The organism is Salinicola salarius (genome assembly GCF_003206135.1).
Taxonomy (GTDB): Bacteria; Pseudomonadota; Gammaproteobacteria; order Pseudomonadales; family Halomonadaceae; genus Salinicola; species Salinicola salarius.
On record NZ_PZJT01000012.1, the window covers coordinates 60,587 to 77,028 of the forward strand.

Sequence of the window (16,442 nt, forward strand, 5' to 3'; positions counted from 1 at the left end):
CAGCTGTTCGCCAGGACATACCCGAATGCAACTCGAAGATATCGTCAAGAAGATCCTCCAGGCCCGCGTCTACGAGGCGGCCCGGGAGACTCCGATTTCCCCGCTACCTGCCCTTTCTCGCCGCTTTTCCAACCGTATTCTGATCAAGCGCGAAGACCTGCAGCCGGTCTTTTCGTTCAAGATTCGCGGCGCCTACAACAAGATGGCGCAACTGAGCGATGAGCAGAAGGCCAGGGGGGTGATCGCCGCCTCCGCCGGTAACCACGCCCAGGGCCTGGCGATGGCGGCGAAGCAGATGGGGGTCAAGGCCGTCATCGTGATGCCCCGTGTCACGCCGGATATCAAGGTGTCCGCGGTGCGCGGCTGGGGGGCCAAGGTGGTGCTCCGGGGCGATGCCTTCGGCGAAGCGTTGAGCCACGCCCGAGAGCTGATCGCCGAGCATGGCTATACCTACATTCCGCCCTACGACGATTTCGATGTGATCGCCGGCCAGGGCACCGTGGCCATGGAGATTCTGCGCCAGCACTCCGGCCCGCTCGACGCGATCTTCGTGCCGGTGGGCGGCGGTGGCCTGCTGGCCGGTGTCGCGGCCTATATCAAGTATCTGCGTCCGGAGGTCAAGGTGTTCGGCGTCGAGGCCGAAGACTCCGCCTGCCTCAAGGCGGCATTGGAAGCCGGGGAGCGGGTGACGCTGGATCAGGTCGGCGTGTTTGCCGAAGGGGTCGCGGTGGCCCAGATCGGCGAGGCGCCGTTCGAAATCCTGCGCCATCATGTCGATGGCGTGATCACCGTCAACACCGATGAGATGTGTGCCGCGGTCAAGGATATCTTCGATGATACGCGGGCCGTGTCGGAGACCTCCGGCGCGCTTTCGCTGGCGGGGTTGAAGAAATACGTGCAGCAGACCCAGGCGCGGGATCAGGCGCTGATGTGCATCAATTCCGGCGCCAACATCAATTTCGACCGTCTGCAGCACGTCGCCGAGCGTACCGAGCTGGGCGAACAGCGCGAGGCGATTCTGGCGGTGCAGATTCCCGAACGGCCAGGCAGCTTCAAGCAGTTCTGCCGCGTGATCGGCCGGCGGATGGTCACCGAGTTCAACTATCGCTACGCCGATCCCGAAGGCGCGCACATCTTCGTCGGCGTGCAGGTCAAGCCGGGCGGGGAGGATCGCGAGGAGGTCATTCGCCGGCTGCGCGAGGCGGACTATCCGGTCGAGGATCTCACCGACAACGAGCTGGCCAAGCTCCACATTCGCCATCTGGGCGGCGGTCGGCCCAGGGAACGCTTCGAGGAAGAGGCCTATCGCTTCGAGTTCCCCGAGCGCCCCGGTGCGCTGATGAACTTCCTTACTCACTTGCCGGCGGACTGGAACATCTCGCTGTTCCACTATCGCAACCACGGCGCCGCCTACGGCCGGGTGCTGGTCGGGTTGCAGATGCCCAATGGTGACCGCGCCCATGCCGAGGAGCATTTCGACCGGATCGGCTATCGCTACTGGAAAGAGACCGATAATACGGCTTACCGGATGTTCATGGCGTAGACCCGTGGAGACCACAGCGATAAGCCATCGACCGTCAGTGCTCATCACGGAATCGGGCAATGGCTTCGCGCAGAGTCTCGAGTCGTTGCAAAAGGTTGAAATGGACGCTGAAAGTGCCTGAAATCCAATTCAGCCTTTTTGTGTAAATGCCGATACTGTTGGGTAACGAAAAAGGTGTCATCTGGGCCGGAAACGCTCTTGTCAAGATTTTGGCCTGACCCTATAGTCGTGCGCGTCGCTGCGGGGGGCAGCGGCCGAACCCAACGCAGCGGAGTCGACATGAAACGCAAGCCCGACTTGGTAATGGCATTGGTATTGATCTTCGGTGTGGGCGTGGTGGCAACGGGCTACGCGCAGACATTGCTGGGCGCTTGAGACCCGTAATCACTCGAGATCGTCTGGCGCATGGCCGTCAGGCTGTCATCGTGTGACGAAGAGAGCGAGGCCATGGGGTGTGGCTGGAGACGGCCGGTAGCGGAAACGCTGCCGGCCGTCGTCGTTTGCGGGGTTGGCCTGGCCTCTCGAGCGTCGCCGATCCTCAGCGTCCTGGCTTGACGATCCGCCGGTCGCTGACGATCGCATCCAGCGGCACATCCCAACTGGCCACGGGGAGCGAGCCGACGCGCTGGCAGTCGTGGGCGAGCCCGATCAGGCGCGGCCTGGGGCGCCGGTGACGGACGAAGGCAAAAGTGCGGTCGTAGAAACCGCCCCCCATGCCGATCCGCTGGCCGTCGTCGTCGAATCCCACCAACGGCAGCAGAACCATATCCAGCGCCCAGGCCGGCAGCCGGTTGGCGCGATGGGCGCCGAAGCGGGTATCCGGCTCGGCGATGCCGAAGCGATTTCGCGTCATCCGCGTGCCGGCGTGATAGCGCACGAACCACAGCCGGTTGTCGGATAGCGGGCGCAGTACCGGGAGATAGACATGCGCGCGGCGGGCAACCAGCCAGTCGATCAGCGGTCGCGGATCGATCTCGCCATCGTTGGGCAGATACAGCGCCACGCGTCGGGCGCGCTGCAGCTCGGGCAGGTCTCTGAGGCGGCGACAGAGTTCGCGGGAAGCCAGGCGTCGTTGATGCGGGGTCAGGGCGCGTCGGCGTCGACGCAGTTCGCGACGCAGCTCGCGTCTATCGAGGCTGCCACTGGCGTTCGACTCGCCGATCGGCGTCGTCGTGGCGGTCCTGGCAGATTCGGTGGTGATCGTTGCGGTGGTCATCTTGAACGACAAGAGAGTTCCCCAGAGTGCCGCTGTCATTCTGGCCCTGAACCTATTGGTTCAAGGTGGGTGGCCGCAGGCAAGCCTTCAGGCTTTCCGTCGCGCGGACATGCACACGGGCCTGCCTAGCATTTGGCCCCCTGGGTACTGCGCATAGGCTCGAGGGACTTGTAATGACTGGCGCACACTCCAGGAAACCCCACTATCGTAGCAGAGCGACCCTTTTTGCCCAATGACGGATTGAGGTACTCGGGAAAGTTTTAGGGTCTGTTGACGTTTCAGCGCGAACCGCGTTGCTGCGCCAAATGGCGCCAGGCCAGGCGCGGGATGTAGAGAAGGGTGGTTCCCTTTTCCAATCCCGCAACGCCGCATGGCGCCATTTGCCGCGCAACCCGAAGGGCCGGGCCAGTTTTTGCACGGTGCTGCGTTATTCGTCGTTCATTTGGAATGACCAAACTACGCTCCTCACGCCTTGCCCCGCACAAAAACTGGCTCCGGCGCGGCCGTGCATGAAACGTCAACAGACCCTAGGGGAAAGCTTCAGGGGGAAGGGGTCTTCTGATCGGGTTCGCCCACCTTGGCCAGCGCGCGTTCGAGCCTCTCGCTCAGGTCGCTCAGGCTCTGTTCGCCGGCACGATGAGAGTCCAGCGCCGTCAGCAGCTCATGGGTGATATTGAGCGCCGCCATGATCGCGATCTTCTCGGCGCCCAGCACCTTGCCGCGGGCATGGATGCCGTGCATGGCGCGATCCAGATAGCGAGCCGAGCGTTTCAGCTGCTCCTGTTCTTCCGGCGGGCAAGCGATCACGTAGGATTTGCCCAGCAGGGTGACTTCGGTCGTCGGGCGAGGCGTGTCGCTCATGATGTCGCTCCGGGGTGGGCGGTGAAGATCGATGCGGTAAGATGGCAGGCATTCGCGTCGCGGGCCGAGCGGCCATCGCCAGGATTCGGCACGCTGCCTGCGGTCGGTGATCGGCCAGGCCGGGAACGGGTTCGAAGCCCCAGCCGCTTTGCCACCGCGATTGATCCGTCACTATAGAGAGCCGATTATGGGCGGTCAACGCGACGCGCAGCCTCGGCTGCCGCGCTGCTTGCCTGCAAACGCTCGCGATCACCAATCATGGATGCCGACATGTCGATCATCAACGACCAGCTCGATTTTTCCACCGTCGCCAATGTCTTTCTCGTGCATGGCAGCCTGCAGTCACCGGCGTTTCTCGACGGGCGTCTGTGCGCCGAGCTGGGCCTGCACGACGTGAGCGCGGAGCGCTGGCTGGAGGAAGTCTGTCTGGCGCTCAACGTCGAGCAGCCGGAAAGCCGCGACGATGCCGACGTGCTGCTGGGCTGGCGCCGCCAGACGCTGGATGCCCTGTCCGCCGCCGAGCTCAACTTCGAACCGCTGTTGCCGGACGAGCTGTTTGCGCTCTCCGAGCGGGCCCAGGGCCTCAAGGAGTGGACGCAAGGCTTTCTCGAAGTCGTCAACGAAGTGGATGGCGAGACCTACGAGGGCTGGTCGTCGCCCCTGAAGGAAGCGCTGGAGGATCTCGGCCAGCTGTCGGCGATCGATGTCGATATCGCCGACGATCCCGAGAACGAGAACGATCTCTTCGCGCTGACCGAGCACGCCCGCATGGCGGCGATGCTGCTCTATACCGAGCAGCACCCCGGCCAGCCCCAGGTGGAACAGCCGGAAGGCGAGCAGGCCGAGACCGAAGCTGGCAAGGCCGCCGCCAATGACGGTGAAACGCCGCCGTCGCTGCATTGAATCGCTCGCGCCTCGGCATCCGCTGCCCGAGGCACGACGTCGAACAACGCCCACACTCCAGGCGTCTCCTGCGGATTCGAGGCGCAATGATCAAGGAGAACGCATGTTACCCGAGCCGTTACCGCGCCCCGCGCCGATCTCGACGGAAGAGTTTGCCGCTCGCCGCGAACGCCTGATGGCGGAGCTGCCGGAAAGCAGCGCCGTGCTGCTGCCGGGCGCCGCGCTCAAGACGCGCAACCACGACAGCGAATACCCGTTTCGCCAGAACAGCGATTTCCACTATCTCTGCGGCTTTCCCGAGCCCGACGCGCTGCTGCTGCTGTTGCCTGGCCGTGAAGCCGGCGAAGCCATTCTCTACTGCCAGGAGAAGGATCCTGAAAAGGAGGCCTGGACCGGCATTCGCATCGGCCCCGAAGGTGCCGTGAGCGACTACGGCATGGACGAGGCTTTCGACAATACCCAGCGCCATAACCTGACCGAGCTGCTGGACGGCCGGCAGACACTCTACCTGCCGCTGGCGGACAGCGCTGCCATGGGCATCGCCGAGAGCGTGCGCAGCCAATTGAGCGCACGAGCGCGGCGCGGAGCGATTGCTCCCACTCGATTCGCCGATGTCAGCGCTCTGATCCACGAACTCCGCCTGACCAAGAGCGAGGCCGAACTGGCGCTGATGCGACATGCGGCACACATCAGCGCGCTGGCGCACCGTCGCGCCATGCGTGCCAGTCGCCCCGGCCGCTTCGAGTATCAACTGCAGGCCGAGATCGAGCACGAATTCGTCTGGCACGGCGCCCGGGCACCCGCCTACGGCACCATCGTCGGCGGCGGTGCCAACGCCTGCGTGCTGCACTATATCGAGAACGCCGCGCCGCTCGAGGATGGCGATCTGGTGCTGATCGACGCCGGCGGCGAGTTCGATCTCTACGCTGGCGACATCACCCGCACGTTCCCGGTCAACGGTCGTTTCAGCGAGGCCCAGCGGGCGCTCTACGACATCGTGCTGGCGGCCGAGGAGCGTGCCGTGGCCGCGGTGAAGCCTGGTGCCACGCTGGAAGCCATTCATCAGGGCGTGGTGCGCGATCTCACCGCGGGCCTGATCGAACTCGGGCTGCTGGAGGACGAGCTGGAAGCCTGCATCGAATCCCAGCGTTACAAGCGCTTCTATCTCCACTCGACCTCGCACTGGTTGGGGCTCGACGTTCATGACGTCGGCAGCTATCGGGTCGATGGCGAGCCTCGACCGCTGGAGCCGGGCATGGTGCTGACGATCGAGCCTGGGCTGTATATCCCTGATGCCGAAGACATTCCGGCGGCGTATCGCGGCATCGGCATTCGAATCGAGGACGACGTGATCGTCACCGAGGCCGGCGGCGAGGTGCTGACCTCGCAGGTACCCAAGGCGGCGGATGATATCGAAGCGCTGATGCAAGGCCAGGGTTGATCATTTTTTGATCAGGCTCGAGAGTGTCTCGAAAATTACGTAACAGGTGTAACCGGCCTGTAGGCCACGTGATTAGAGGCTTTTGAATTCCCAATCGTAATGGAGAGGCTGGCACAGATGTCTCAAACGCAGCAAGCAACCACGGTCGACGTGGCGATCATCGGCGGCGGGCTCGTGGGTGCCAGTCTTGCCTGTGCGCTGGGCGGCTTGATCGAGGCGGAACGAGCGCGTGCGGGTGAACGGGCGCCGTTGCGTGTCGCGATCATCGAACCCCAGCCGCTGCCCAGCGCCGGCGAAGCCAATGCCTACCAGCCCAGTTTCGATGCCCGCGCCAGCGCGATCGCCTACGGTTCGCGGCGCCACTTCGAGCGGTTGGGGGTCTGGTCGGCGATGGCGATGGAAGCGGCGCCGATTCGGCATATCCATGTCAGCGAACGCGGTCACCTGGGCGCGACCCGGCTCCATGCCGACGAGCTCGGCGTCGAGGCGCTGGGCTATGTCATTCCCAACGCCTGGATGGGGCGAACGCTGCATGCGCGTCTCGAGTCACTGCCGATCGACTGGCACTGTCCGGCACGTGTCGAATCGCTCGAGGCCGAGCGTGGCGGCTATCGTCTCGCGCTCGATACCGGCGAGATCATTCATGCCGGCCTGACCGTGCTGGCCGATGGCGGTCGTGGCGGTTTCAAGGAGCGCCTGGGCATCGAGAGCGAGCATCATCCGTACGAACAGACCGCGCTGATCGCCAATATCGAAGTCAGCCAGGCACACGATGGCTGGGCGTTCGAGCGCTTCACGCGGGAAGGGCCGATGGCGCTGCTGCCGCTCGCCGGCCGCCGGATGGAACTGGTCTGGACCCACCGGCAAGGTGAGGTGGAGAAGACGCTGGCGCTCTCCGATCGCGTGTTCCTCGAGCGTTTGCAGCAGACGTTCGGCGACCGCGCGGGGCGCTTCCGCCGTGTAGGACAGCGGCACAGCTATCCGCTGTCCCTGGTCACGGCACGGGAGACGACCCGCCCGCATCTCGCCATACTGGGCAACGCAGCTCATGCTCTGCACCCGGTTGCCGGCCAGGGGTTCAATCTGGCGCTGCGCGGCGTCATGGACCTGGCAGCCGCCATCGAATCGGCACGGGCGGAAAGTCGTTCCGCCGGCGATCCAAAGACGCTGGAAGAATTCGAGGCCGCGCGGGCGGCCGATACCCGGCAGATCGTGCGCTTCAGCGATGGTCTGATCCGACTCTTCGGTATCGATCATGCGCCGCTGGGCCATGTGCGTGCTGCGGGCCTGATCGGGCTCAATGCGCTGGGGCCGCTGCGTCGGACGCTGGCGAGGCGTGCGATGGGGATCGAGCGTTAAGCATGCGAGCCACATCAGACAGGCGAGCCAGGTTAGACAATGCGAGTACACAGGAGAAAACGCGTAATGGATGACAGCGATGTACTCATCATCGGTGGAGGCATCGTCGGCTCGACACTGGCCCTGCTGCTGGGCGACGCCGGCTGGCGGGTGACGATCGTCGATGCCGCGCCCGCACCCGAGGTCGACGAAACCCTGGGACGGGGTAAGCCGGCATTACGCGTCAGCGCCCTGACCGCCGCATCGCAGCGGCTGCTGACGTCGCTGGATGTCTGGCCCTGGCTCGCTGCGCGCCGGGTGGCGGCCTATCGTGGCATGCAGGTCTGGGATGCCGAGGGCAGCGGCGAGATCGGGTTCGATGCCGACGACGTGGGTGTCGACGCGCTCGGGCATATCGTCGAGAACGAGCTATTGCTGGCGGCGCTGGCGCAGCGCCTGCAGGCGTTGCCCAGCGTGGAGTGGCTGTCGGACGTGCGGTTGACCGGCTACGTTCGCGATGCCGGGCAGGCCGTGATCACGCTGGACAATGGCGAACAGCGCCGGGCGCCGCTGATCGTCGGAGCCGATGGCGCGAACTCCCCGCTGCGCGGCATGGCGGGAATCCCGGTTCGTGAGCGCGATACCGGTCAGGCCGCCATGGTCACCACGGTGCGCACCGGCGTCGGCCATGGCGGTGTGGCTCGCCAGGCGTTTCTCGCCACCGGCCCGCTGGCCTTCCTGCCGCTGATCGTCGAGGGGCGGGACGACCATTGCTCGATCGTGTGGTCGACCACGCCCGGCGAGGCCCGGCGACTGACGGCGCTGGGCGAGACCGACGAAGGGCGAGCCCGTTTGGGGGTCGAGCTGGCGCAGGGGTTGGGAGGGCGACTGGGCGATGTCGAGGTCATCGACGCCGCACCCCATTTCCCGATTACCCAGCGTCACGCCCAGCGCTACATCGACGATGGTCTGGCGCTGGTCGGCGATGCGTCCCACAGCCTGCATCCGCTGGCGGGCCAGGGCGTCAATCTCGGGCTGATGGACGCTGCCGTTCTCGCCGAGGAGTGGATCCGCGCCCGGCATCGCGGCGCCCCGCCGGGGGACAGGCGCATCCTGGCCCGTTACGAGCGTCGCCGGCGCAACGACAACGCGGCCATGCTCGCCGCCATGCAAGGCTTCCAGCGACTGTTCGGTAGCCGCCAGCCGGCGCTGCGGCTCGCCCGCAACTGGGGCCTTTCCGGTGTCGATCGGCTGATGCCGGTCAAACGGCTGTTGATCCGTCAGGCGTTGGGCGAATATGGCGACCTGCCCGAGCGGTGTCGGTAATCGACCCCTGTCGTGACCCGCCGAAGTTGTGACTCCTCTAAGCTGTGACCCGTCGAACCAAAACGGCTGCCCGATAGGCAGCCGTTTCGCGTCTTTCCAGTCTGATTTCGAGGCGCCGCTCAGGGGGGGGCGCTTTCGCCGCTCTTGGCACTTTGCCCCGATCGAGGCCGCTGCACCACGTTCAACGCCTTGAGCAGGTTCAATGCTTCGCCCAGCTGATAATCGTCGGCGGCGACCGGGGTGTCGGGATCGTCCAACACCTGATCGGCATCGCCGTTCAGCAGGTGGCCGCGAAGGCTGGATTCCCGCAGCTGGAATCCGCTGTTCTCTTCGACCTCCAGCCGCCCGCGCACCACGCGGACATCGGGAGCGATGCCCTCGGCCTGGATCGAACGGCCGCTGGGCGTGTAGTAGCGCGCGGTGGTGAGCTTGAGACCGTCCCCGTTGCCGAGCGGCATGACCTGCTGTACCGACCCCTTGCCGAAGCTGCGCGTTCCCATCAGCACGGCGCGGCCCTGATCCTGCAATGCACCGGCGACGATCTCCGCCGCGGAAGCGCTGCCGCCATTGATCAGCACGACCAGCGGCACGTCGGGAGCGGTCGTCTTGGCGTGGGCGGTGAATCGCATGTCATCGTCGGCCAGCCGGCCCTTGGTGTAGACCACCAGACCGCTGGAGAGGAATTGGTCGGCGACGTCGACGGCGCTGGAAAGCACGCCGCCGGGGTTGTTGCGCAGGTCGAGCACCAGGCCCTCGAGTGGCCCGGACTTCATCAGCGACGCCAGCGCCTCGCGGGTCTGTTCGCCGGTTCGGCTCTGGAACTGGCTGATGCGCAGATAGCCGTAGCCGGGCTCCAGCAGTCGGCTGGAGACGCTCTCGGACTGGATCGATTCGCGCGTCAGCGTCACGTCGCGGGGTTCCTGCTCGCCGTCGCGCAGCAGCAACAGTTCGATATCGGTGCCGGCCTCGCCGCGCATCAGGTCCACGGCTTCCTGCAGGCTCAGATTGTTGGTCGGAGTGCCGTCGATGGCCACGATGCGATCACCCGGTTGAACGCCGGCCCGGGCGGCGGGGGTGTCGTCGATCGGGGCGATGACGGTGAGCTGGTCGTCACGCAGGCCGACCTCGATACCGACCCCGCTAAACTCGCCCTCGGTAGACTCGCGCAGGTTCTGGAAGGCGTCGGCATCGAGATATTCGGAGTGCGGGTCGAGCTGGCTGAGCATCCCGCGCATGGCGTTGCGCAGCAGCGTCTTGTCGTCGACCTGCTCCACGTAGGTGCGCTTGATCCGCTCGAAGACCTCGGCGAAGGTCTGGACGTCCTCGACCGGCAAGCCGTTGGCGGCATCCTGCTCGGCCTGGCTGGACGCGTTGTCGGTCTCGACGTCCTGCGCCTGGGCGGCGGGAGCCAGGCCCATGGCCAGCACCAGGGTGAACAGCAGCGAGCCGAGAAGCGTGGGGGCGGAAACCGTCTTCGGCATGCGATGTGCTGTCGGGCAGGCCTTTTTGGCGAGCAGACCTGTACCGAAAGGCCGTGGGTTCGGGCGGCTTGAATTCATGCAGTCTCCGCGACTCGAGCTGGATAGATGCGTTGCCGGCGGCGATCTCGACACGCCGAACCCGATGGTTGCGGCGTATGGAAAAGCGTCTGACGACATCGAGCCGGTCCGAGAACGGAACGGCGTTTGATAACCCAGCATAGCGTTTCGCCGGGTCGATGATCCAGCGCTCGATCAGCCTTTGCCGATCCAGTTGCCGGGGTTGATCGGGTTGCCGTTCTGGCGCACCTCGAAATAGAGCGCCGGACGCGATTGGCCACCGGTATTGCCGACGGCGCCCACGGTCTGCCCGTTGGCGACCTGCTGGCCGGGGTCGACATCGATCTGCTGCAGGTGCGCGTAGAGCGTCAGGATGCCATCGCCGTGATCGAGAATCAGCAGGTTGCCGAAGCCGCGCATCCAGTTGGCAAAGACCACCCGGCCGGCATGCACGGCCTTGATGGCGGTTCCCGCCGGCGCGCCGATCAGGATGCCGTTGCGGTTCACGCCATCGCCGCTGCCGTAGCTCGACAGCATCGATCCCTGCACCGGCCACGGCAGATCTCCCTGTGTCTTGCGGATGGCGGTGGAAGGCGGCGGCTTCTTCAGGTTGGCCAGCTCCTTCTGCATGCGATCCAGCAGGCGCTCGACGTGCGCGCGATCCTGGTTGAGATCCTCGAGCCGTGCCTGCTCGCTGTCATAGCGCCCGTCGAGCCTGGCGACCAGCGCCTGGCGCTCCTTCAGGCTCGATGCCAGTTGCTGGCGCTGGCGCTCGAGATCGGACTGCACTTCGCTCAGCCGCGAGCGGCGCTGATCGAGCGCTGCCAGGTTGTCGTCCAGTTGCCGGTTCAGCGAACGGAGCTCTTCGAGTCGCTGCTGGCGGGCCGACGACAGCGCATTGAGATAGTGCTGCAGCCGATCGACCTCGGCCGGATCGTCCTGGTTGAGCAGGAGTTTCAGCTGGGGTGTGGTGCCGAGGCGATAGAGCGCATCGAACTGGCGTGCCAGCGCCTCGCGCTGCTGTTCGCGATCGGCGGCGAGCGACTGACGCTGCTGCTGAAGCTTGTCGACTTCGCCATCTAGCTGACGGCGTTCGGTCCGAAGGGCATCCAGGCGCTTGTGGGTCTGGCCGATCGCCGTTTCGACCTGTTCCAGCTCGTCCTGGGCGTCGCCGCGGGCAGCCTGGGTCTCTTCCAGCTTGCCCTGCAGCGCCTGAATGTCGGTTGCCAGACTATCCAGCCTGGCGCGGGCCTCCCGAGGGTTGGCCTGGCCGAAAACGGGGCCGGCCAGCAGCAGGCTGCCGACCAGCAAACAGACGATGCCGCCGTTGACCGGCCCGCGCCGAAAAGCAGACCCATCCCGCTGACGACTCACGTCTGGCGGACCCTGTCATGGTGGATGAAGTGCGGTACGCCGACGTCACGCATCATCGATCAGTACGTTACCGGTCATCTCTTCGGGGATGGGCTGATGCAGCATGTGCAGCAGTGTCGGCGCCAGGTCGCAGAGCCGCCCGTCCGGCTTGAGCCTGACGGACTTGTTGCGGCCGGCCTGGTTTTGACAAACCTGATTTTTGCAAACATAGACCAGCGGCACCATGAACGTGGTGTGCGCCGTATGCGGATTGCCGGTTTCAGGGTCGACCATCATCTCCGCATTGCCATGGTCTGCGGTGACCAGGCACTCGCCACCGGCCTTCTGGATCGCCTCGACGACGCGGCCCAGGCAGACATCGACAGCCTCGATCGCCTTGGTGGCGGCATCGAGATCGCCGGTATGGCCGACCATGTCGCCGTTGGCGTAGTTGCAGATGATCAGGTCGTACTTGCCATCCTCGATCGCCTTGACCAGCGTGTCGGTCAGTTCGAAGGCGCTCATCTCCGGCTTTTCGTCGTAGGTCTTGACGTCCTTCGGCGACTGGATCAGCGCCCGGTCTTCGCCCTCGAACTTGGCCTCGTGACCGCCGGAGAAGAAGAAGGTGACGTGGGCGTACTTCTCCGTCTCGGCGATACGCAACTGGGTCAGGCCGTGGCTCGCGGCCACTTCCCCCAGCGTGTTGACCAGATCCCGGGGCGGGAAGGCGACCGGCGCGTCGATGTCGTCGGCGTAATGGGTCAGCGTCACCAGGCCTTTACCGGCCAGCTTGACCTGCTCACCGCGATCGAAACCGTCGAAGTCCGGATTGACGAATGCACGGGTCAGCTCGCGCGCGCGGTCGGCGCGGAAGTTGAGAAACAACGCGGCGTCGCCATCGGCCATGACGATCTTGTCGCCGTTGGGTCGTACGGCGGTGGCACCGACGAACTCGTCAGTCTCGCCACGCTCATAGGCCGCGGCCAGCCCGGCTTCGGCGCTTTCGGCGACATGCTCGCCTTCGCCGAAGCGCACCACGCGGTAAGCCTTCTCGACACGATCCCAGCGGTTGTCCCGGTCCATGGCGAAGTAGCGGCCCACCAGCGACGCGATGAAACCATTATCTGCGCCCACCAGTTCGGCCAGCCTGGCGTTGGCGCGCTCGATCGAGGCACCGGCGCTCTTGGGTGCGGTGTCACGGCCGTCGGTGAAGGCATGCAGGTAGATTCGCTTGGCCCCGCGCGCGGCGGCCAGCTCGGCGACTGCCAGCAGGTGGTCTTCGTGGCTGTGTACGCCACCGGGGGAGAGCAGCCCCATCAGATGGACGGCCTTGCCGTTGGCGACGGCGTCGTCGATCGGCGCGGTCAGCGCTTCGATCGTCTTCAGCTCGTCGTCTTTGATCGCCTTGGTGATGCGGGTGAAATCCTGATAGACGATCCGCCCGGCGCCGATGTTCATGTGGCCGACTTCGGAGTTGCCCATCTGGCCGTCGGGCAGGCCCACGTAAGGGCCGTCGGTATGAATCAGGGTATTGGGATAATCGCGCTTGAGGCGATCCATGACCGGTGTATCGGCGGCGGCAACGGCGTTGTTGGCGCTGTTGTCGTTCTGGCCATAGCCGTCGAGAATCAACAGCGCAACGGGACGCGGAATGCTGGAAGTATCTGCCATGACAAGCCTCGAAAAATCGGATGAACGGCGTGAGTCGTGTCGGAACCTAGCGTTTGGAACCAGAGAGACGCGATGCTGTCATTCTGGAATCAAGGCTTCAGAGGATAGCGCACCCGGCGGGTCGGGTCAGCCATCCGGCGGGAATGGCACGCCCGCCCGTACTTGCCTCGTTTCACCGACGCCCTCGTGTATAATGGCCGGCGCCCGCCAGGAGTCTGCCGGGCTTGGCCGATCGTCGCGAGAAAAACGGATTTTGAGTCAAGTTCATCGATCGGATAAGGCGAATAGCCCGTTATTTAACGCATCCGATCGAATGAAGTTGGCCAAAAGCCCGGAATTCGCAGCAGATCAGTGCTAAGCCCGACAGGCTCCTAACGGGCCAGGATTTTCAGCCGTTCGCGTCCCGAGCAACCAAGGCGCCATGCCGGATTGCAAGACGCGGTTTGACGCAGACGCGCCAAGGGCGGAGTCGCACGCCATGCCGGCGTTTTGCGATCCCATTGGCCCCAGAATTAGAGTGTCGGCAGACCCATGATCGATCAGTTGTTCGAATTCGTCGAAAACCATCCGCTGCTGGTCAGCGCCTTCCTGGTCGTCCTCCTCGCCTGGCTGGCGTTCGAGGCCAAGCGTGGCGGTGCCTCCGGTGTCTCCACCAACGAGGCCACCTCGCTGATCAACCGCGAAGATGGCGTGGTGATCGATATTCGCGAGAGCAGCGAGTTCAAGGCCGGGCACATCGCCGGCGCCAAGAACGTCCCCCAGGCGCGCCTCAAGGAGCGGCTGACGCAGATCGAGAAGTACAAGGACACGCCGGTCATCGTGGTCTGCAAGCAGGGCCAGGCGGCGGGTGCCGCGGTCACCGAGCTCACTCAGGCCGGCTTTTCGCGCGTCTACAAGCTCAAGGGCGGCATGGCCCAATGGCAGGCCGACGGCCTGCCGGTGGTACGGCGCTGATCCCGGCCCGGCAATGAGTCGGCCTGGCCGCGTGGGCCTCCGGCCAGTCATCCCAACGACATTTCGGCCAACCAGTCTGGCTAGTCATTCAGGAACGTAAAGGAAACGCATCATGGCGGAAGACAACAATCAGCAGGGTTCTCAGGACAAGCCGCAGTTGCAATTCTCCCTGCAGCGCATCTACGTGAAGGACATCTCGTTCGAATCGCCCAATGCGCCCGGCGTGTTCCAGCAGCCGTTCAAGCCCAAGGTCGGCCTGGATCTCGACACCACCAGCCAATCGGTGGGTGAAGATCTGTACGAAGTCGTGGTCAAGGTGACCGCGCAGGTCTCCAACAACGAAGACGGCGCGACGGCGTTTCTGGTCGAGGTCGAGCAGGCCGGCCTGTTCCGCATTTCCGGTCTCGCCGGCGACCAGCTCGATCACACGCTGGGCGCCTTCTGCCCCAATGTGCTGTTTCCCTATGCCCGGGAATGCATCGACAGCCTGGTCGGCCGCGGCAGCTTCCCTCCGCTGATGCTGGCGCCGGTCAACTTCGAGGCGATGTACGCCCAGAAGAAGCAGCGCACCGCCCAGGCCAGCGAAACCACGCAGTAAGCCCATGGCCAAGCCGCGTATTCATGTCGCCGTCAGCCTTGTCGCTGGCGGCGATGTCGTTCTGCCGGAGGGGCCGGCTCGCCACGTGGCGCTGGTGCTGAGGCTGCGTGAAGGCGCGCCGCTGACGCTGTTCGATGGTGTCGGCCACGAGGCGCAGGCGACGCTGGTCGAAGTGGGTCGCAAGCGAGTCGTCGCGCGCATCGAGCAGGTGAGCGCAGGTAGCGGGGAATCGCCGTTGCGCGTGCATCTGGGCCAGGCAATCTCCAAGGGTGATCGCATGGACTACGCGATCCAGAAGTCCGTCGAACTCGGCGTGGCCGCAATCACCCCGCTCTATGTCGAACATGGCGACGTGCGCCTCAAGGGCGAGCGCGAGGCCAAGAAGCTGGCCCATTGGCAGGGCGTGGCAGTCAGCGCCTGCGAGCAGTGCGGGCGCGCCAGCGTGCCGACGATCCATCCGCCGCAGACGCTGGCACAATGGCTGGTCGGACGGGGCGAAAGCCTCAGGCTGGTGCTGCATCCCGCCACCGACGACAGCTGGCGACAGACGGATTCAGCCGATTCGGCTGCGCTGCTGATCGGCCCGGAAGGCGGACTCAGCGAGGCCGAAGTCGAGGCCGCCCGGCGCGGCGGTTTCCAGCCGCTCACCCTCGGCCCGCGCATTCTGCGTACCGAAACCGCGCCGGTGGTGGCGCTGACGCTGTTGCAGCATCACTTCGGGGATCTGTAGCCGAATCCAGCCCGCCTCGAAAAAACACCCCGCCATCCGTTATCCGGCTGGCGGGGTGTTTTCGTTGCGAATCGCTGACGGCTGCTGGCGTGCGGCGTCGAGCGGCGATTACAGCTCGAGATCGTACTCGACGATCAGCGGGGCGAACTCGCTGAAGGTTGCGTCGGTATCGATCCAGGCGTTTTTCACGTTGCGCCGGAAGTTGGGGCCGACGACCTGATAGTCGAGGCGCCAGCCTTCCTGGCGGGAACGCGGTACTTCCTGATCGAGCCTGGGCCACCAGGTGTACTGGTTGGCGTCCCGGTTGACTTCGCGGAAGGTATCGATGAAGCCGGTCGGGCCGAATACCTGATCCATCCAGGCGCGCTCTTCGGGCTTGAAGCCGGGCGTCGTCTGGTTGTCGGTCCAGTTGGCCAGATCGAGCGTCTTGTGCGCGATGTGCCAGGTGCCGCAGATGATGTACTCGCGACGCTTGCGAGCCATCTTGTTCAGGTACTCGAGATACTGGGTCATGAACGTCTGCTTGGCGGCCGGATCGTCGTCGCCGCTCGGCATCAGGAAGGTCGCGACGCTGAAGCGGTCGTAGTCCGCCTGCAGGAAGCGCCCTTCGTTGTCGCACTGCTCGAAACCCAGACCATACATGATGGCCTTGGGGATCTTGCGACAGTAGAGCCCGACCCCGGAGAAGCCATCCTGCTCGGCGTCCAGGAAATAACCTTCGTAACCTTCCGGATAGAGAATGCTGTCATCGAGCTCGAAGCTCTTGGCCTTCAGGTTCTGCACGCAGACGACGTCAGCATCCTGTTCGGCCAGCCAGTCGAGAAAGCCCCGCTCGACGGCCTCTCGGATCCCGTTCACATTGATGCTGGCGATTTTCATACAGTGTTCCTTCTTTGTCGCGCGTGTATGATACCCGAGCTTGAAAGGTTTAGGTAAATGACCGCTGCGTCAGGCCAGGACGAGAGCAGTC

14 protein-coding genes and 1 other RNA gene are annotated in these 16,442 nt (G+C 64.7%); 8 read left to right on the top strand and 7 right to left on the bottom strand.

All coding sequences use genetic code 11. The features are described from left to right. Positions 1 to 25: 25 nt before the first annotated feature. Positions 26 to 1,543 (top strand): threonine ammonia-lyase, biosynthetic, encoded by a 1,518-nt coding sequence (ilvA, locus tag DOM32_RS12495; protein ID WP_110634950.1) that lies wholly within the window; start codon positions 26 to 28, stop codon positions 1,541 to 1,543. A gap of 538 nt (positions 1,544 to 2,081) precedes the next feature. Here the strand turns inward: ilvA and DOM32_RS12500 are convergent. From DOM32_RS12500 to DOM32_RS12510, 3 genes are all read right to left on the bottom strand, one after another. Beyond that, entirely contained in the window at positions 2,082 to 2,771 is a 690-nt protein-coding gene (locus DOM32_RS12500) for a 5-formyltetrahydrofolate cyclo-ligase (RefSeq protein ID WP_244179910.1), read from the bottom strand. A gap of 2 nt (positions 2,772 to 2,773) precedes the next feature. After that, a non-coding RNA gene (ssrS, locus tag DOM32_RS12505) (6S RNA) lies at positions 2,774 to 2,958 on the bottom strand. Positions 2,959 to 3,299: 341 nt separating this feature from the next. Then, a complete protein-coding gene (locus tag DOM32_RS12510; RefSeq protein ID WP_071232414.1) occupies positions 3,300 to 3,620 on the bottom strand; it encodes a cell division protein ZapA in 321 nt (106 codons plus the stop codon). Between the two features lie 270 nt (positions 3,621 to 3,890). Between DOM32_RS12510 and DOM32_RS12515 the strand changes: the two genes are divergently transcribed. The 4 genes from DOM32_RS12515 to DOM32_RS12530 all read left to right on the top strand — a co-directional run bounded on the left by DOM32_RS12515 (position 3,891) and on the right by DOM32_RS12530 (position 8,628). Continuing rightward, positions 3,891 to 4,523 (top strand): UPF0149 family protein, encoded by a 633-nt coding sequence (locus DOM32_RS12515; RefSeq protein WP_071232495.1) that lies wholly within the window; start codon positions 3,891 to 3,893, stop codon positions 4,521 to 4,523. Between the two features lie 103 nt (positions 4,524 to 4,626). Continuing rightward, a complete protein-coding gene (gene pepP / locus DOM32_RS12520) occupies positions 4,627 to 5,964 on the top strand; it encodes a Xaa-Pro aminopeptidase (RefSeq protein WP_110634954.1) in 1,338 nt (445 codons plus the stop codon). A gap of 117 nt (positions 5,965 to 6,081) precedes the next feature. Further along, a complete protein-coding gene (gene ubiH, locus DOM32_RS12525; protein WP_110634957.1) occupies positions 6,082 to 7,323 on the top strand; it encodes a 2-octaprenyl-6-methoxyphenyl hydroxylase in 1,242 nt (413 codons plus the stop codon). Between the two features lie 66 nt (positions 7,324 to 7,389). Continuing rightward, positions 7,390 to 8,628, top strand: coding sequence for a UbiH/UbiF/VisC/COQ6 family ubiquinone biosynthesis hydroxylase (locus DOM32_RS12530; RefSeq protein WP_244179911.1), 1,239 nt, complete (start codon positions 7,390 to 7,392; stop codon positions 8,626 to 8,628). A gap of 119 nt (positions 8,629 to 8,747) precedes the next feature. Here the strand turns inward: DOM32_RS12530 and DOM32_RS12535 are convergent, their stop codons facing one another. The 3 genes from DOM32_RS12535 to gpmI form a co-directional block, all read right to left on the bottom strand. Then, positions 8,748 to 10,109: a S41 family peptidase gene (locus DOM32_RS12535; protein WP_110634965.1), complete on the bottom strand. Its 1,362-nt coding sequence runs from the start codon at positions 10,107 to 10,109 to the stop codon at positions 8,748 to 8,750. Between the two features lie 252 nt (positions 10,110 to 10,361). Continuing rightward, on the bottom strand, positions 10,362 to 11,540 hold the full coding sequence (locus DOM32_RS12540; protein ID WP_244179912.1) for a murein hydrolase activator EnvC family protein: 1,179 nt from the start codon (positions 11,538 to 11,540) through the stop codon (positions 10,362 to 10,364). A 45-nt stretch (positions 11,541 to 11,585) separates the two neighbouring features. After that, the gene (gene gpmI / locus DOM32_RS12545) at positions 11,586 to 13,190 is read right to left on the bottom strand and encodes a 2,3-bisphosphoglycerate-independent phosphoglycerate mutase (protein WP_110634968.1); all 1,605 of its coding nucleotides are present in this window, start codon (positions 13,188 to 13,190) and stop codon (positions 11,586 to 11,588) included. Between the two features lie 531 nt (positions 13,191 to 13,721). On the opposite strand from gpmI, the gene DOM32_RS12550 reads away from it, so the two are divergent. The 3 genes from DOM32_RS12550 to DOM32_RS12560 all read left to right on the top strand — a co-directional run bounded on the left by DOM32_RS12550 (position 13,722) and on the right by DOM32_RS12560 (position 15,472). Further along, the gene (locus tag DOM32_RS12550; protein WP_071232408.1) at positions 13,722 to 14,144 is read left to right on the top strand and encodes a rhodanese-like domain-containing protein; all 423 of its coding nucleotides are present in this window, start codon (positions 13,722 to 13,724) and stop codon (positions 14,142 to 14,144) included. 112 nt (positions 14,145 to 14,256) lie between these two features. Then, on the top strand, positions 14,257 to 14,742 hold the full coding sequence (gene secB / locus DOM32_RS12555) for a protein-export chaperone SecB (protein WP_071232407.1): 486 nt from the start codon (positions 14,257 to 14,259) through the stop codon (positions 14,740 to 14,742). A 4-nt stretch (positions 14,743 to 14,746) separates the two neighbouring features. Beyond that, positions 14,747 to 15,472, top strand: coding sequence for a 16S rRNA (uracil(1498)-N(3))-methyltransferase (locus DOM32_RS12560; protein WP_110634971.1), 726 nt, complete (start codon positions 14,747 to 14,749; stop codon positions 15,470 to 15,472). 108 nt (positions 15,473 to 15,580) lie between these two features. On the opposite strand, the gene DOM32_RS12565 is transcribed toward DOM32_RS12560, so the two are convergent. Further along, positions 15,581 to 16,351, bottom strand: coding sequence for an exodeoxyribonuclease III (locus DOM32_RS12565; protein WP_110634974.1), 771 nt, complete (start codon positions 16,349 to 16,351; stop codon positions 15,581 to 15,583). Positions 16,352 to 16,442: the final 91 nt, after the last annotated feature.

Coding starts and splice junctions, on each gene's coding strand:
- DOM32_RS12530 (WP_244179911.1), top strand. CDS start 7,390: ATGGATGACAGCGATGTACTCATCATCGGTGGAGGCATCGTCGGCTCG.
- secB (WP_071232407.1), top strand. CDS start 14,257: ATGGCGGAAGACAACAATCAGCAGGGTTCTCAGGACAAGCCGCAGTTG.
- DOM32_RS12535 (WP_110634965.1), bottom strand. CDS start 10,109: ATGCCGAAGACGGTTTCCGCCCCCACGCTTCTCGGCTCGCTGCTGTTC.
- DOM32_RS12565 (WP_110634974.1), bottom strand. CDS start 16,351: ATGAAAATCGCCAGCATCAATGTGAACGGGATCCGAGAGGCCGTCGAG.
- gpmI (WP_110634968.1), bottom strand. CDS start 13,190: ATGGCAGATACTTCCAGCATTCCGCGTCCCGTTGCGCTGTTGATTCTC.
- pepP (WP_110634954.1), top strand. CDS start 4,627: ATGTTACCCGAGCCGTTACCGCGCCCCGCGCCGATCTCGACGGAAGAG.
- DOM32_RS12550 (WP_071232408.1), top strand. CDS start 13,722: ATGATCGATCAGTTGTTCGAATTCGTCGAAAACCATCCGCTGCTGGTC.
- ubiH (WP_110634957.1), top strand. CDS start 6,082: ATGTCTCAAACGCAGCAAGCAACCACGGTCGACGTGGCGATCATCGGC.
- DOM32_RS12515 (WP_071232495.1), top strand. CDS start 3,891: ATGTCGATCATCAACGACCAGCTCGATTTTTCCACCGTCGCCAATGTC.
- ilvA (WP_110634950.1), top strand. CDS start 26: ATGCAACTCGAAGATATCGTCAAGAAGATCCTCCAGGCCCGCGTCTAC.
- DOM32_RS12510 (WP_071232414.1), bottom strand. CDS start 3,620: ATGAGCGACACGCCTCGCCCGACGACCGAAGTCACCCTGCTGGGCAAA.
- DOM32_RS12560 (WP_110634971.1), top strand. CDS start 14,747: ATGGCCAAGCCGCGTATTCATGTCGCCGTCAGCCTTGTCGCTGGCGGC.